The organism is Caulobacter sp. 1776, assembly GCF_040545685.1.
Classification (GTDB): Bacteria; Pseudomonadota; Alphaproteobacteria; order Caulobacterales; family Caulobacteraceae; genus Caulobacter.
In genome coordinates this window covers 451916-466006 of sequence record NZ_JBEPMI010000001.1, presented here as the reverse complement: position 1 = coordinate 466006, position 14091 = coordinate 451916, and the positions used below count along the sequence as shown (strand labels likewise).

At 68.1% G+C, this 14091-nt stretch carries 16 protein-coding genes; 12 read left to right on the top strand and 4 right to left on the bottom strand.

Annotation, left to right across the window (positions count from 1 at the left end):
- Positions 1-89: 89 nt before the first annotated feature.
- A complete protein-coding gene (locus tag ABIC66_RS02050) occupies positions 90-1058 on the top strand; it encodes an alpha/beta fold hydrolase (RefSeq protein WP_354067692.1) in 969 nt (322 codons plus the stop codon).
- Between the two features lie 64 nt (positions 1059-1122).
- Here ABIC66_RS02050 and ABIC66_RS02045 read toward each other — a convergent pair whose 3' ends face one another.
- Positions 1123-2877, bottom strand: coding sequence for an acyl-CoA dehydrogenase family protein (locus ABIC66_RS02045; protein WP_354067691.1), 1755 nt, complete (start codon positions 2875-2877; stop codon positions 1123-1125).
- Between the two features lie 233 nt (positions 2878-3110).
- On the opposite strand from ABIC66_RS02045, the gene ABIC66_RS02040 reads away from it, so the two are divergent.
- Genes ABIC66_RS02040 through ABIC66_RS02030 form a run of 3 tightly spaced genes read left to right on the top strand, consistent with a single transcriptional unit; the run spans position 3111 to position 5965 of the window.
- On the top strand, positions 3111-3743 hold the full coding sequence (locus ABIC66_RS02040) for a YceI family protein (RefSeq protein WP_354067690.1): 633 nt from the start codon (positions 3111-3113) through the stop codon (positions 3741-3743).
- A 39-nt stretch (positions 3744-3782) separates the two neighbouring features.
- Positions 3783-5057 (top strand): YceI family protein, encoded by a 1275-nt coding sequence (locus ABIC66_RS02035; RefSeq protein ID WP_354067688.1) that lies wholly within the window; start codon positions 3783-3785, stop codon positions 5055-5057.
- The gene (locus ABIC66_RS02030; protein WP_354067687.1) at positions 4988-5965 is read left to right on the top strand and encodes an L-threonylcarbamoyladenylate synthase; all 978 of its coding nucleotides are present in this window, start codon (positions 4988-4990) and stop codon (positions 5963-5965) included. The genes ABIC66_RS02035 and ABIC66_RS02030 overlap by 70 nt, the downstream gene beginning before the upstream one ends.
- Here the strand turns inward: ABIC66_RS02030 and ABIC66_RS02025 are convergent.
- Both ABIC66_RS02025 and ABIC66_RS02020 read right to left on the bottom strand, forming a co-directional pair.
- On the bottom strand, positions 5962-6357 hold the full coding sequence (locus tag ABIC66_RS02025) for a type II toxin-antitoxin system VapC family toxin (protein WP_354067685.1): 396 nt from the start codon (positions 6355-6357) through the stop codon (positions 5962-5964). The two genes, ABIC66_RS02030 and ABIC66_RS02025, sit on opposite strands and share 4 nt — an antisense overlap.
- Complete coding sequence (locus ABIC66_RS02020) at positions 6354-6638, bottom strand: type II toxin-antitoxin system VapB family antitoxin (protein WP_354067684.1); 285 nt, start codon at positions 6636-6638, stop codon at positions 6354-6356. Before ABIC66_RS02020 ends, ABIC66_RS02025 begins: the two co-directional genes overlap by 4 nt.
- Positions 6639-6704: 66 nt before the next feature.
- Between ABIC66_RS02020 and ABIC66_RS02015 the strand changes: the two genes are divergently transcribed.
- On the top strand, positions 6705-8114 hold the full coding sequence (locus ABIC66_RS02015; protein WP_354067682.1) for an FAD-binding oxidoreductase: 1410 nt from the start codon (positions 6705-6707) through the stop codon (positions 8112-8114).
- Here the strand turns inward: ABIC66_RS02015 and ABIC66_RS02010 are convergent.
- Positions 8111-8422, bottom strand: coding sequence for a hypothetical protein (locus ABIC66_RS02010; protein WP_354067681.1), 312 nt, complete (start codon positions 8420-8422; stop codon positions 8111-8113). The two genes, ABIC66_RS02015 and ABIC66_RS02010, sit on opposite strands and share 4 nt — an antisense overlap.
- A gap of 74 nt (positions 8423-8496) precedes the next feature.
- Between ABIC66_RS02010 and ABIC66_RS02005 the strand changes: the two genes are divergently transcribed.
- The 7 genes from ABIC66_RS02005 (at position 8497) to ABIC66_RS01975 (ending at position 14023) form a co-directional block, all read left to right on the top strand.
- On the top strand, positions 8497-8898 hold the full coding sequence (locus ABIC66_RS02005) for a DUF1801 domain-containing protein (RefSeq protein WP_354067680.1): 402 nt from the start codon (positions 8497-8499) through the stop codon (positions 8896-8898).
- 45 nt (positions 8899-8943) lie between these two features.
- Complete coding sequence (yaaA, locus tag ABIC66_RS02000) at positions 8944-9711, top strand: peroxide stress protein YaaA (protein WP_354067679.1); 768 nt, start codon at positions 8944-8946, stop codon at positions 9709-9711.
- Positions 9712-9822: 111 nt separating this feature from the next.
- Positions 9823-10620, top strand: coding sequence for a 3-hydroxybutyrate dehydrogenase (locus tag ABIC66_RS01995; protein WP_354067677.1), 798 nt, complete (start codon positions 9823-9825; stop codon positions 10618-10620).
- Between the two features lie 116 nt (positions 10621-10736).
- Positions 10737-11795: a patatin-like phospholipase family protein gene (locus tag ABIC66_RS01990; protein ID WP_354067676.1), complete on the top strand. Its 1059-nt coding sequence runs from the start codon at positions 10737-10739 to the stop codon at positions 11793-11795.
- Complete coding sequence (locus ABIC66_RS01985; protein WP_354067675.1) at positions 11792-12211, top strand: NUDIX hydrolase; 420 nt, start codon at positions 11792-11794, stop codon at positions 12209-12211. The genes ABIC66_RS01990 and ABIC66_RS01985 overlap by 4 nt, the downstream gene beginning before the upstream one ends.
- 205 nt (positions 12212-12416) lie before the next feature.
- Positions 12417-13178, top strand: a complete 762-nt coding sequence (locus tag ABIC66_RS01980) for a site-2 protease family protein (protein ID WP_354067674.1) — start codon at positions 12417-12419, stop codon at positions 13176-13178.
- A 62-nt stretch (positions 13179-13240) separates the two neighbouring features.
- A complete protein-coding gene (locus ABIC66_RS01975) occupies positions 13241-14023 on the top strand; it encodes an SDR family NAD(P)-dependent oxidoreductase (RefSeq protein WP_354068352.1) in 783 nt (260 codons plus the stop codon).
- The last annotated feature ends 68 nt before the right edge of the window (positions 14024-14091 follow it).

The window sequence follows — 14091 nt, the reverse complement described above, 5'->3', positions numbered from 1 at the left end:
TAAAGAAAGTCGTGGACACGGCCTCGGTTCGGGTTTAGGTCATTAGTTATCGCGATAACGATTATCGCGGGTACAGATGAGGGATGATCATGAGCCAGTCGAACCAAGCTTCCCGCCGCGGCGTGATGACCGCCGGCCTGGGTCTCGCCGCCGTGGCGGCCGCTTCGCTGGGCGAGGCCGCCCAGGCCGCGACTCCTAAGGCGACCGCCAGCGCTGATCGCGCCGAGAGCGGCTTCGTCACCACCAAGGACGGCGTCCAGATCTTCTACAAGGACTGGGGTCCCAAGACCGCCCAGCCGATCGTCTTCCACCACGGCTGGCCGCTCAGCGCCGACGACTGGGACGCCCAGATGATGTTCTTCCGTCTGAAGGGCTATCGCGTCATCGCCCACGACCGTCGCGGCCACGGCCGGTCGACCCAGACCGACACCGGCAACGAGATGGACACCTACGCCGCCGACGTGATCGCCCTGGCGGACGCCCTCGACCTGAAGAACGCCATTCACGTCGGTCACTCGACCGGCGGCGGCGAGGTCGCCCACTATGTCGCCCGCGCCAAGCCGGGCCGCGTCGCCAAGGCCGTGCTGATCGGGGCCGTGCCGCCGATCATGCTGAAGACCGCCGCCAATCCTGGCGGCCTGCCGATCGAGGTGTTCGACAACTTCCGCGCCGCCTTGGTCGCCAACCGCGCCCAGTTCTTCCGCGACATTCCCGAGGGCCCGTTCTTCGGCTTCAACCGTCCGGGCGCCAAGGTCAGCCAGGGCCTGATCGACAACTGGTGGCGCCAGGGCATGGCCGGCGGCGCCAAGGCCCACTACGACTGCATCAAGGCCTTCTCGGAGACCGACTTCACCGACGACCTGAAGGCGATCGACGTCCCGGTGTTGATCATGCATGGCGAAGACGACCAGATCGTCCCGATCGCCGACAGCGCCCACTTGGCCATCAAGCTGCTCAAGAAGGGGACCTTGAAGACCTATCCGGGCCTGCCGCACGGCATGGCGTCGACCCACCCGGAAGTGATCAACGCGGACCTGCTGGCGTTCTTCAAGGCGTAGATCGTTCCTTCTGTCATCCCGGCCGTAGCGCAGCGAAGAGCCGGGATGACAGAGTACTTGAGGTCTACGCCCCCAGAACCTCCGGCGTCATCGCCTCCAGGTCCGCCGCGCCCAGCATGACCCCGGCCGCCGCGCCCGGGACCTGAGCCAGCACGGTCTCGGCGAACACCCGCGCCAGGGCCCGCTTGCTCTCGGCCCAGGCCGCGTCGGCCTCGCCGGAAGCCGCGAGGGCGCCCTTGGCCAGCATCCAGCCGCCGACCACGTCGCCCAGCAGCTTCTGATAGGCCGTGGCGCCCGACAGGGCGTCGGGCATCGACTTGGCGCGGCGCTCGATCAGCCAGGCGGTGGTCGAGGCGGCCGCGTCGAGGGCGGCTCCCAGGCGCAAGCCGACGGCCTTGAGATCGCTGGCCAGCAGCGCCTCGATCGTGTCGCGGATGTCGTCCATCAGGTCGCCGACCGCCTGACCCTCGCCCAGCATCAGCTTGCGGCCGACCAGATCGATGGCCTGGATGCCGTTCGTGCCTTCGTAGATCGGGGCGATCCGGGCGTCGCGATAGTGCTGGGCCGCGCCGGTCTCCTCGATGAAGCCCATGCCGCCATGGATCTGCAGCCCTTGAGAGGCCGCCCAGACGCCGATGTCGGTCGACCAGGCCTTGGCGATCGGGGTCAGCAACTCCTCGCGCAGCTTGGCGGCCGTGCGCGTGGCCTCGTCGGTCGCGGCGCGGGCCAGGTCGGCGGCGACGGCGGTCGACAGGCAGATGCCGCGCGCCGCCTCGATATGGGCCTTCATCAGAACGAGCGTGCGGCGGATGTCCGGATGATCGAACAAGCGCGACGGATAGGCTTGCGTCCAGGCCGAGCGGCCCTGGGCGCGCTCCTGGCTGAAGGCCAGCGCCTGCTGGTAGGCGCGCTCGGCGATGGCCACGCCTTGCGTCCCGACTTGCAGGCGCGCGGCGTTCATCATGGTGAACATGTTGGGTAGGCCCTGGCCGAGACCGCCGACCAGCTCGGCCTTGGCGCCCTCGAACAGCATCACGCAGGTGGGCGAGCCGTGAATGCCCAACTTGTGCTCCAGCCCGCCGACCCGGACGCCGTTGGCCTCGCCGACCGAACCATCCTCATTGACCAGCACCTTGGGCGCCAGGAACAGCGAGATGCCCTTCACGCCCGGAGGCGCGTCGGGCGTGCGGGCCAGCACGAGGTGCAGGATGTTGTCCGTCGCGTCGTGGTCGCCCCAGGTGATGAAGATCTTCTGACCGGTGATCCGCCAGCCGTCTCCGTCCGGGGTCGCGACGGTGGTCAGGGCCGCCAGGTCCGAGCCGGCTTGGGGCTCGGTCAGGTTCATGGTGCCGGTCCATTCGCCCGAGACCAGGCGCGGCAGATACAGGCGCTTCTGGCGATCCGAACCGTGATGCTCCAGCGCCTCGATCGCGCCCAGGCTCAGCATCGGGCACAGGCCGAAGGCCATGTTGGCGGCCTGGACCATTTCCAGCACGGCCACCTCCAGCGTCTTGGGCAGGCCTTGGCCGCCGTGCTCGGGAGGGGCGGCGAGGCTGGCCCATCCGCCTTGCGCGAACTGCCGGTAGGCGTCCGCGAAGCCGGGGGCGCAGCGGACCACGCCGTTCTCGAGCCTGGCGCCGACCAGGTCGCCCTGGCGGTTCAGCGGAGCCAGCACGTCGGCCGCGAAGGCGCCGGCCGCTTCCAGGACCGCCGCCACCGTATCGGCGTCGGCCTCGGGGAAGGCGTCGGCCAGGCGCTCGAAGCCCGCCGCGTGGCGCAGCGAGAAGGCGAGGTCGCGAACGGGGGCGCGATAGGTCATGGCCGGGCAAGCTCCAGGTTATCAGCGATCTCTTTAGGCGGGCGGACCGTGCGCGCCAAGCGGGGCGCTGGATCCCAGCGATCGCCGCAAGACGGCCATAGTCGCGGTTCATCACAACTAAGTCGGCGCGATCACGGCCTCGTGATCGCCGGCCCCTTACATCCCACGGTGAAGTTCCTAATTCCGAAAAACAGCAACTGATGCTGTTTTAGTTTCTTGGAGCATTTTGCCCGATGTTTCGTCCCTTCGCTTATGTCGCCTTGGCCGCGGCCCTCCTGACCGCCCCCGCCGCCCTGGCCGCGCCGGGGGTCTCGTCGGTCAAGCCGGCCGATCTTCCCGCCGGCCACTATGTGCTCGACAACAAACACGCGGTGCTGACCGCCAAGCTCAAGCACATGGGATATTCGTACTACACCCTGCGCTTCACCAGGCTGGACGCCGACTTCCACTACGATCCCAAGTCGCCGGAAGCCTCGAAGATCAACGTCACGATCGATCCGGCCTCGCTGGACACCGCCACGGGCGCCGACGCCTTCGGTCTGAAGTTCGACAAGGAACTGACCGGTGACGGCTGGCTGGAAGTGGCCAAGTATCCGACCATCACCTTCGTCTCGACATCGATCGATGTCGGCGACGGCCAGCACGGTTCGGTGACCGGCGACCTGACCTTCCACGGCGTCACCAAGCCGGTGGTGCTGGACGTCACGTTCAACGGCGTCGGCTCGGGCATGATCCCGTTGACCACCCGCACGGGCTTCTCCGCCATGACATCGATCAAACGCTCGGAGTTCGGCGTGGGCAAGTATGCGCCGTTGATTGGCGACGAGGTGACCTTGAACATCGAGGTCGAGTTCGAAAAGAAGTAGGTCGAGCTTCAGGACGAATTCAGGGATCTGGGAGACACCATGGCCGCGAGCCGTACGCGATACACGACGGGGGCGATCGTCATTCACTGGCTGATCGCCGCGGCCATCATCTTCCAGATCATCCTGGGCTGGCGGATGGGCGACGGGCCCAAGGGGCCGACGACCTACGCCCTGTTCCAGCTGCACAAGTCGATCGGGATCACCATCCTGCTGCTCAGCCTGCTGCGGCTGGCCTGGCGGCTGGTCAATCCCGTCCCGCTGGCCCCCGCCGATCAGCCCCGCTGGGAGCGTGTCGCGGCCAAGCTGGTGCATGTCGGTTTCTACGTCGTCATGATCGGCCTGCCGCTGACGGGCTGGGTCGTGGTGTCGGCCAGCCGGGTGAACATCCCGACCCTGCTTTACGGGACGATTCCCTGGCCGCACCTGCCGTTGCTGCCTGAGCTCGCCGCTGGCCCCAAGCACCTGTGGCGCGAGATCGGCGAGACCGGGCATGAGCTGTTGGTCAAGCTGACCTATGTCCTGCTGGCCCTGCACCTGGGCGCGGCGGCCAAGCACCAACTGCTCGACCGCGACGCGGTGTTCGGCCACATGGCGCCGGGCGCCCGTCCCGGCTGGAAGGAGCCCCGCGCCTGGCTGGCCGTCGCCGGTCTCGCGGCGGTGATCGCGGCTGGCTATCTGTACATGCCCGCCGTCAAGGCCGCTCCGGCCGCGCCGCCCGTCGAGGCCGCGCCGGCGGAGACTCCCGCCGCCGGGCCGTCGCCCGCCCTGGCCGGACCGCCGCCCGCCGAGGCCGCCGCGCCGGCGTCGGACCTGAAGGACCCCGTTGCCTGGACTATCCAGCAGGGCTCCGACCTGACGTTCACCGCCACCTGGTCGGGCAGCGCCATCGAGGGCCGATTCAAGACCTGGACCGCCGACATCCTGTTCTCGCCCGAAGCGCTGGACCGCTCGAAGCTGACGGTGAATGTCGACATGGGCTCGGCGGCCACCGGCGACGACCAGCGTGATCAGAGCCTGCCCAGCGGCGACTTCTTCGACACCGCCGAGCACCCCAAGGCGATTTTCACCGCCAGCAAGTTCCGCAAGACCGGCGAGGGCAAGTTCGTCGCCGACGGGACGCTGGACCTGCGTGGCGTGAAAAAGCCGCTCAGCCTGCCGTTCTCGCTGAAGATCGACGGCGACACGGCGACCGCGCGCGGTGTAACCACCCTCGACCGGACGACGTTCGGAGTTGGACAGGGCGAATGGGCGTCGACGGACGAAATCGCGGCGAAGGTGAAGGTCAGCTTCGCGCTGACCGCCAAGCGGAAATAGCCGCCGCCGCCGAGGCTTTGCGCGCTGGTGGTCTCGTCCTGCTGCCGACCGAGACGGTCTACGGGCTTGGGGCCGACGCCGCGAACCCGGCGGCCGTGGCGGCGATCTTCGAGGCCAAGGGCCGGCCGCGCTTCAACCCGCTGATCGCCCATGTCGCCGACCTGGAAACCGCCGCGCGGATCGCCGAACTGGACGACCGCGCCTATGCCCTGGCGCGTGAGTTCTGGCCGGGGCCGCTGACCATCGTCGCGCCGATCCGGGACACGGCCGCCGTCTGCGATCTAGCCCGCGCCGGCCTCGACACCGTGGCCATTCGGGTGCCGGGCCATCCGATCTCGCACGCCGTGCTGGAGGCGTTCGGCGGCGCGGTCGTCGCGCCTTCGGCCAACCGCTCGGGCCGGCCGAGCCCGACCACCTATGCCGACGCCATGGCCGAGACCGGCGACAAGGCCGCCGCCGCCCTGGACGGCGGGCGGTGCGCCGTCGGCCTGGAATCGACTGTGATCTCGATCCTGGACGGCCAGGCCCGCCTGCTGCGCCCCGGCGCCGTGACCCGCGTCCAGCTGCAGCAGATCGTCGGCCCGCTGGCCGAAGCCGAGGACGACGCCAAGCGCTCGCCCGGCCGCCTGGCCCTGCACTACGCCCCCGACGCCCCGGTGCGGATCAACGCCAAGGCTCCCAAGGCCGGCGAGGCCTATCTGGCGTTCGGCGGCGGCGCCAGCGGGGAGGGCGTGTTCAACCTCAGCCCGTCGGGCGACCTGGCCGAGGCGGCCGCGAACCTCTTTTCGTTCCTGCGCGCCGCCGACCGCACCAAGCCCTCGGCGATCGCCGTGGCTCCGATCCCGGGGGACGGCCTGGGCGAGGCGATCAACGACCGCCTGCGCCGCGCGGCGGGCTTCATCGGCTAGAGCGCGGGGCGGACGTCGGTCTGGCTGAAGTCGTCGCCCTTGTAGAGCAGCGGCGCGTCGAGGGCCTTGGCCAGGGCGTAGGCGAAGCAGTCGGCCAGATTCAACTTGGCCGGATGACGGCCCTTGCCGAAGCGCAGATAGGCGTCGAGCGCCGCCGCGTCGATGACGGGGTCGCGCGCAATGCGAATACGATAGGCTTCGAGCCATTCATCCATCGCGCCTCGAGACGGGAAATGGCGTCGCGCGATTAGGACCAGGCCGAGCTCCACGTAGTTCATCGGGGAGATCAGAATCTCGTGAGCCTGTTCGATCTGGGCGATATGAAGGGCGCGATCCGCCTCGAACAGTGCGATGGCGACCAGCGCCGAGGTATCGATGACGAGCGTGCTCACTCGTCGATATCGGTGACCCCGGGAATCTCCCAGAGTTCGTCGAAATCGGCCTTCGTGATGGGCGGCAGGAGGCCCGCGCGGGCCTCGGGCGTGAGATATTTCCGGGTGATGGCGTCCATTTCCTCGACGCTGCGGCGTCGTCGCGGAGGCGCTTCGCCACGCTTGGCCGCGAGCCGCTCCTTGACCGCGACCTCGACCGCCGTGGTCAGGCTCTCGCCGGTCAGCTGGGCCAGCTCGCGCACCGCGCGCTCGGCTTCCGGGTTCTTGATCAGGATGCCCATGGGCGCCTCCGTATAGATCGCAGTATATACTGACAGCCTCCCCCTCGAAAGCGTACCGTCTCCGCCATGACCAAGCCCGTTCCCGCAGATGTCGTCTCCCGCCTGAAGGCCGTGCTCGGCGAGGGTGGCTGGAGCCAGGATCCCGACGTGATCGGGCCCAAGCTGGTGGAGTGGCGCGGGCGCTGGAGGGGCGACACGCCGCTGCTGGTCACCCCGCGCACGACCGCCGAGGTCGCCGCCGTGGTCGGGATCTGCGCGGCCGAGGGCGTGGCGATCACCCCCCAGGGCGGCAATACGGGCCTCGTCGCCGGCCAGATCCCGCACGGCGAGATCCTGCTGACGACCGAGAAGCTGAAGGCGATCCGCGACGTCGACCCGATCGACGACGCCATGGTGCTGGAGGCCGGCGTCACCCTTTACGAGGCCCACCAGCAGGCCGCCCGGGTTGGTCGCCGCTTCACCGTGGGCGTGGCCTCGGAAGGTTCGTGCACGATCGGCGGGCTGATCTCGACCAATGCCGGCGGCACGGCCGTCCTGCGCTACGGCATGATGCGCGAGCAGGTGCTGGGGATCGAGGCCGTCCTGCCCAACGGCGAGATTTGGAACGGCCTCAAGCGCCTCCGCAAGGATAATACCGGCTACGACCTCAAGCAGCTGTTGATCGGCGCCGAGGGCACCTTGGGCGTGGTCACCGCCGCGAGCCTGAAACTGCATGCGCTGCTGGCTTCGCGGGCGGTCGCGATCGTCGGTCTGGCCTCGCCGGCCGACGCCATCCAGCTGCTGGCCCGCGCCAAGGACGAGACCGGCGGCGCGGTTGAGGCGTTCGAACTGATGGGCCGTTTGGGCTTCGAGCTGACCGTCCGCAACGTGCCGGGCCTGCGCGATCCGTTGCCCGAGGTCCATCCCTGGTACGTGCTGATCGAGGTCGCCAGCGGCGAGCCCGGCGCGGCCGAGACGGCGCTGGAGCGCCTACTGACCGGCGCCCTGGAAAGCGGCCTGATCGCCGACGCCGCCGTCGCCCAGACCGAAACGCAGATGAAGGCCTTCTGGCGCATCCGCGAAGGCCATTCGGCCGGCCAGAAGCCCGAGGGCGCGGTGTGGAAGCACGACGTCTCGGTGCCGGTCTCCAAGATCCCGGTCTTCATCGCGCGGGCCAATGCCGCGATCGAAAAGGCCTTTCCCGGAACCCGGATCATCGCCTTCGGCCACGTCGGCGACGGCAATGTCCATTACGACGTCCTGAAGGCCACCGGAGGCGACGACGACGCCCACGACGCCTTGCGCGAGGCGGGGGCCAGGATCGTCCACGACATCACCAGCGACCTGTCGGGCTCGATCAGCGCCGAGCATGGCCTGGGGACGATGAAGACGCTGGAGGCTCTGACCTACAAGGATCCGATCGAGGTGGCGGCCTTGCGCGCGATCCGGGGCGCGCTGGACCCCAAGCGGATCATGAACCCGCGGGTCCTGTTCTAGGCCAGCGCCTTCAGGGTGCGGGCCCGCCGGGCGCGTAGCCAGAGCAGGATCAGCACCACGAACGCGCCGGCGGGAATGGTCGCCTTGTAGAAGCCCGGCTGCGATCCTGGCAGCAGGTTGATCGCGAGCGGGATGAAGCCCCAGCGGCCCGTGGATTGCTCCATCCAGAACGCGCCGAGCCCGACGAAGCAGATTACCGCCCAAACGACGCGGAACTTCAGCGTCCGGTCGCGCGCCACCAGGAACAGGGCGACGAACATCGGAATCGGCCAGGCGAGGGCGGCGGCGAGGCCAAGGGCGTTGGACATCTGGCCTTGCTAGAAGGCGCCGGCGATCGCGTCCAGCGTCTCGACATCTCTACGGAAGGCGCCACTCTGGCCCCATGAGCAGGCTCTTCCGGTTCCCGAGCGCCCTGCGGCGCCATCCGGACGTCGAGGCGTGGTTCGCCGGCGGCGACGCGGCGTTGCGGCAGTTGGCCCGGACCTGGTTCGAGCGGATCCGCGACAGCGGCGGCGACATTCGTGAATTGCTGCACGACGGTCATCCGACGGCCTGCGTGGACGACGCGGCCTTCGCCTATGTCGACGCGTTCGGCGCTCACGTGAATATCGGCCTCTTCGAGGGCGCGTCGCTGGACGACCCGGCCGGCCTGCTCGAGGGCGCGGGCAAGCGCATGCGGCATGTGAAGCTTCACTGGGGCCGGCCCGTGGATGAGGCCGCGCTCGGCGACCTCATCGTGGCCGCCTACCGGGACATGCGAGCCCGCGTCGACGCCGAGGCGTAAAGCGCCGTCTAGCGGATCCGGGCCGAACCCTCTATCTCCCCGCCCATGCTGATGGTCATCTCGCCCGCCAAGTCGCTGAACTTCACCGCCCCCGAGGCGGTGCTGCCGCTCACGACGCCCGAGCTGAAGCCGCAGATCGCCGAGTTGGCCAAGGTGACGCGCAAGCTGACCGCGCCCGACCTGAAGCGGCTGATGCACATCTCCGACGCCCTGGCCAAGCTGAACCGCGAACGCTTCCAGAGCTTCGATCCGCAGGTCGAGGATGGGCTGCAGGCGGTGATCGCCTTCAACGGCGACGTCTATGCCGGCCTGGCGGCCCGCGAGCTGGACCGCCCGGCGCTGGAATGGGCCCAGGACCACCTGCGGATCCTGTCCGGCCTCTATGGCGTGCTGCGTCCGTTCGACGCCCTGCAGCCCTACCGCCTGGAGATGGGCACGCGGCTGAAGACCAAGCGCGGCCACAATCTCTATGACTTCTGGGGCGAGACGATCTCCAAGACCCTGAACCAGGCGGCCGAGGGCCACTCCGATCCGACCCTGGTCAACCTGGCCAGCCAGGAATATTTCGGCGCCGTCGACGCCAAGGCCCTGAAGCTGCCGGTCGTCACCTGCCATTTCAAGGAAGAGAAGCACGGCGAGCTGCGGGTGCTGGGCTTCTTCGCCAAGAAGGCGCGCGGCCGCATGGCCCGATACATCATCGACAACCGCATCGACCGCGCCGAGGCCCTGAAGGGCTTCGACTTGGACGGCTACGTCTTCAAGCCGGCGCTTTCGACGCCGGCCGACTGGGTTTTCGCTCGCCCGCAGCCCTGAATTCATCTATCGATGAATTTAATAAGCGCTCGCCTCTCGCAAGGGCGAGCTATATGCTGCATCGCAATATCTTTGGGCAGCATCATTAGGGCGTCAGCCAGGAGCGCGTAGATGGCCGTCGATTTCGGTTTGCAGGGGCAGGTCGCCATCGTCACCGGCTCGACCAGCGGCATCGGTCACGCGCTGGCCGACGGCTTGGCCGCCCAGGGCTGCAACATCGTCATGAACGGCCTGGGCGAGATGAACGCCATCGAGCGGGCCCGGGCCGAGATGGCCGAGGCCCACGGGGTCGAGGTGCTCTATCACGGCGCCGACATGACCAAGCCCACCGAGATCGCCGACATGGTGCGGGCCGCCAAGGCCGAGTTCGGCGAGCTGGATATCCTGGTCAACAACGCCGGCGTGCAGCATGTGGCGCCGATCGAGGAGTTCCCGGACGACAAGTGGGACCTGATCATCGCGATCAATCTCACCTCGGCCTTCCACGCCACCAAGGCGGCGGTGCCGATCATGAAGGAGCAGGGGCGCGGACGGATCGTCAACATCGCCTCGGCCCACGGCCTGGTCGCCTCGCCGTTCAAGTCGGCCTATGTCGCCGCCAAGCACGGCATCCTGGGCCTGACCAAGACCGTCGCCCTGGAGGTCGCCACGTTCGGCATCACTTGCAACGCCATCTGCCCGGGCTTCGTGAAGACGCCCCTGGTCGAGGCCCAGATCGCCGATCAGGCCAAGGCCCGCGGCATCTCGGAAGAGGCGGTGATGAAGGACGTGATCCTGGCCGCCCAGCCGACCAAGCAGTTCGTCACCTTCGACCAGCTGACGGGCATGCTGCTGTACCTGGTCTCCGACGCCGGAGCCTCGGCCAACGGCGCGGCGTTCCAGATCGACGGCGGCTGGGTCGCCCAATAAGTCTAGACATCGCTCCGTTCGTGGACGCGCGATAACCGTCGAAACCGCTCACACTTTCGGCTATCGCGCTTGGGAGGAAGCGCTACTGATCGGGGGCTGGCCCCTCGGGAGTTCGCATGCCGATTCCACCGTTCAAGAAGAAGTCCGGCCCCAAGGGCCTGAGCCTGGCCCTGCAGGGCGGCGGCGCCCACGGGGCGTTCGAATGGGGGATCCTCGACCGCCTGCTCGAGGAGGAAAGCTTCGAGATCCGCGCGATCACGGCCGCCTCGGCCGGGGCGATGAACGCCGTCTGCCTGGCCCAGGGGATGATCGATGACGGCCGCGCGGGCGCGCGCAAGCGGCTCGACTCGTTCTGGCGGCAGGTGAACCGCCAAGGCGGCCGCAACGTGTTCGGCGACACCTCGATCTGGACCAACGCCTTCGCCGGGGGCGCGGACTGGATCAAGAATACCCCCGGCTGGCGCATGGCCGAGACCTTCGCCCTGTCGCTCAGCCCCTACGAGTTCAATCCTTTCAACCTGAACCCGCTGCACGACGCGCTGGAAGCCGAGGTCACCTTCGAGCAGATCCGCGAGAAGAGCCCGCTGAAGCTGTTCATCGCCGCCACCGCCGTGCGGACCAGCAAGGCGGTGATCTTCCGCGAGGCCGAGCTGACCGCTCGCCACATCATGGCCAGCGCCTGCCTGCCGCAGGTGTTCCAGGCCGTGGAGATCGACGGCGAACCCTACTGGGACGGCGGCTTTCTGGCCAACCCGCCGCTGTGGCCGCTGTTCTACGAGGACACGCCTGACGACATCCTGGTGATCACCCTCAATCCGTTCGTCCGCGACGAGACGCCCAAGTCGCCGGGCGAGATCATGGACCGGCTGAACGAGATCACCTTCAACGCCTCGCTGGCCTCGGAGCTGCGGGCTATCGGCTTCGTGCAGAAGCTGCTGGACGAGGGCCTGCTGAAGGACACCGCCCGGGGCCGCTATCGCCGGATGCTGGTCCACGCGATCACCGCCGACCAGCCTTTGGCCGACCTGTCGCTGGCCAGCAAGTTCAACACCGAATGGAGCTTCCTGACCGACCTGAAGGAACGCGGCCGGACGGCGGCCGAGGCATGGCTCGTCGACTGCGGAAACTGCGTCGGGGTGCGCTCCAGCGTCGATTTGAAGGTCGGCTTCCCGTGAGCGGCCATCCCGTGCCGACGGTCGGGGTCGTCTGTCTGCGAGGCGACGAGGTGCTGCTGATCCGCCGTGGGACGCCGCCCCGGCTGAACCAGTGGAGCCTGCCGGGCGGGCGCCTGGAGTGGGGCGAGACGCTGGACGTCGCCGCGCTGCGCGAGCTCAAGGAAGAGACCGGCGTCGACGCCGCGTTGCTGGGCCTGATCGACGTCGTCGACGGGGTGTTCCCGGCCAGGCCGGGCGGGGAGATCACCCGCCACTACGTGCTGGTCGACTACGCCGCCCGCTGGACCGGCGGCGAGCCCGTGGCCGGCGACGACGCGGCCGAGGCCCGGTTCGTGTCGCGGGACGAGGCCATGGCGCTGGTGGAATGGGACGAAACGCGGCGGGTGATCGCGGAGGCGTATGGGCGGTTCGGGTAGATTTCGAATCTTTTCAGCCGCCTTCCTGGGCCTTGTGCCCAGGACCCATGCCGGCCGAGCCTGTGAGATTCAGATCCGCTCGGCGGTCTAACGGCGCCAAATTCAGCCGCCGCGAAGCCAGCCGTACGCTGGGCCCTAGGCACAAGGCCTAGGGAGGCAATTGCAGTGTGCTTGCACTCCAGCTTCATCTCCTCAACATCCGCCCATGACCGTCATCGAAGCCCCCACGCGCCGCGCGCCAATCAGTCCCAACGCCCTGATCCTGATCGCCGCCTGCGTGGCTCTGGGCTGGGCCGTGGCGGCCGGCCTGCCGCCGGTCGGCCCGCTGACGTTCGCCTTCGTCGCCGCGACCTGGGTGCTCAGCGTCGGGATCCACGAGTTCGGCCACGCCTTCGTCGCCCACAAGGCCGGCGACACGACCATCGTCGAGAAGGGCTATCTGACCCTCGACCCACTGAAATATTCGGACCTGGTCACGACGATCATCTTCCCGCTGATCGCCCTGGCCCTGGGCGGCATCGGCTTTCCCGGCGGGGCGGTCTATCTGCGCGAGGACCTGATGCGCTCGAAGGGCTGGCGCGCGCTGGCCTCGCTGGCGGGACCGCTGGGGACACTGGTCGTGCTGATCGTGATCGCCATCGCCCTGCCGTTCGTGGCGTCGAGCCCCCTGGCCAACGCGTTCTCGATGCTGGCCTTGCTGCAGGCCAGCGCCCTGGTGCTGAACCTGCTGCCGATTCCCGGCCTGGATGGTTATGGCGTCATCCGGCCGTTCCTGCCGGACGGATTGCGCGCCAGGATGGTCAAGATCGAGCGGATCGGCTTCCTGATCCTGTTCGCCCTGATCTTCTGGGTCCCCGGCGTCAGCGATTTCATCTTCGCCGTGGCCCTGACGCTTACCGATCTGCTGGGCGTGTCGCGATCGGCCATCCGCGAGGGTTGGCAGACCTTCCACTTCTGGGGCTCTTGACCTTCGGCGTCCGACCGCCTCTCCTTCAAACAATCGTTTCAAGAAGAAATAGGGTGGTCGCCATGGCCTACGCGCCGTTCAACCTGTCGGGCAAGGTCGCTCTCGTCACCGGCGGCAATCGCGGCATCGGCCTGGGCATGGCCAAGGCGATGGGTGAGGCCGGCGCCGACCTGGTGATCTGGGGCTCGAACCCGGAACGCAATCTCGAGGCCGAAAAGCAGCTGACCACCTTGGGCGTCCGCGTGAAGGCCCAGACCATCGACGTCTCCGACGAAGCCCAGGTCGCGGAAGGGATGGAGGAGGCGGTGGCCGCCATGGGCCGGGTCGACAGCGTCTTCGCCAACGCCGGCATCGGCTATGGCTCGCCGTCGTTCGTCGACATGAAGACCGAGACCTATCGCAAGGTGCTGTCGGTCAATCTGGATGGCGTCTTCTTCACCCTGCGCGAGGCCTGCCGCCACATGGTCGAGCGGGCGAAGTCCGGTGATCCGGGCGGTTCGCTGGTCGGGATCGCCTCGCTGGCCGCCATCGAGGGCGCCGCCCGCAACGAGGCCTATGCCGCCACCAAGGGCGCGGTGATCTCGATGATCAAGTCGGTCGCCGTGGAACACGCTCGCTACGGCGTCCGCGCCAACGCCATCCTGCCCGGCTGGATCGCCACCGACATGACCGCCGGCGCCCAGGGCAACGCCGCCTTCGCCGAGAAGGTCATCCCCCGCGTCCCGGCCCGCCGCTGGGGCGAGCCCGAGGACTTCGGCGGCATGGCCGTCTATCTGGCCTCCGACGCGTCCAGCTACCACTCCGGCACGACGATCGTCATCGACGGCGGATACTCGATCTTCTAAGGGTGGGTTTCTTGGACTCTGAAGTCCAATAAAAACCCATTGAAAACAGGCCCTTGCGGAACCGCCTC

Coding starts and splice junctions, on each gene's coding strand:
- ABIC66_RS02050 (WP_354067692.1), top strand. CDS start 90: ATGAGCCAGTCGAACCAAGCTTCCCGCCGCGGCGTGATGACCGCCGGC.
- ABIC66_RS02045 (WP_354067691.1), bottom strand. CDS start 2,877: ATGACCTATCGCGCCCCCGTTCGCGACCTCGCCTTCTCGCTGCGCCAC.
- ABIC66_RS02040 (WP_354067690.1), top strand. CDS start 3,111: ATGTTTCGTCCCTTCGCTTATGTCGCCTTGGCCGCGGCCCTCCTGACC.
- ABIC66_RS02035 (WP_354067688.1), top strand. CDS start 3,783: ATGGCCGCGAGCCGTACGCGATACACGACGGGGGCGATCGTCATTCAC.
- ABIC66_RS02030 (WP_354067687.1), top strand. CDS start 4,988: ATGGGCGTCGACGGACGAAATCGCGGCGAAGGTGAAGGTCAGCTTCGC.
- ABIC66_RS02020 (WP_354067684.1), bottom strand. CDS start 6,638: ATGGGCATCCTGATCAAGAACCCGGAAGCCGAGCGCGCGGTGCGCGAG.
- ABIC66_RS02015 (WP_354067682.1), top strand. CDS start 6,705: ATGACCAAGCCCGTTCCCGCAGATGTCGTCTCCCGCCTGAAGGCCGTG.
- ABIC66_RS02010 (WP_354067681.1), bottom strand. CDS start 8,422: ATGTCCAACGCCCTTGGCCTCGCCGCCGCCCTCGCCTGGCCGATTCCG.
- ABIC66_RS02005 (WP_354067680.1), top strand. CDS start 8,497: ATGAGCAGGCTCTTCCGGTTCCCGAGCGCCCTGCGGCGCCATCCGGAC.
- yaaA (WP_354067679.1), top strand. CDS start 8,944: ATGCTGATGGTCATCTCGCCCGCCAAGTCGCTGAACTTCACCGCCCCC.
- ABIC66_RS01995 (WP_354067677.1), top strand. CDS start 9,823: ATGGCCGTCGATTTCGGTTTGCAGGGGCAGGTCGCCATCGTCACCGGC.
- ABIC66_RS01990 (WP_354067676.1), top strand. CDS start 10,737: ATGCCGATTCCACCGTTCAAGAAGAAGTCCGGCCCCAAGGGCCTGAGC.
- ABIC66_RS01980 (WP_354067674.1), top strand. CDS start 12,417: ATGACCGTCATCGAAGCCCCCACGCGCCGCGCGCCAATCAGTCCCAAC.
- ABIC66_RS01975 (WP_354068352.1), top strand. CDS start 13,241: ATGGCCTACGCGCCGTTCAACCTGTCGGGCAAGGTCGCTCTCGTCACC.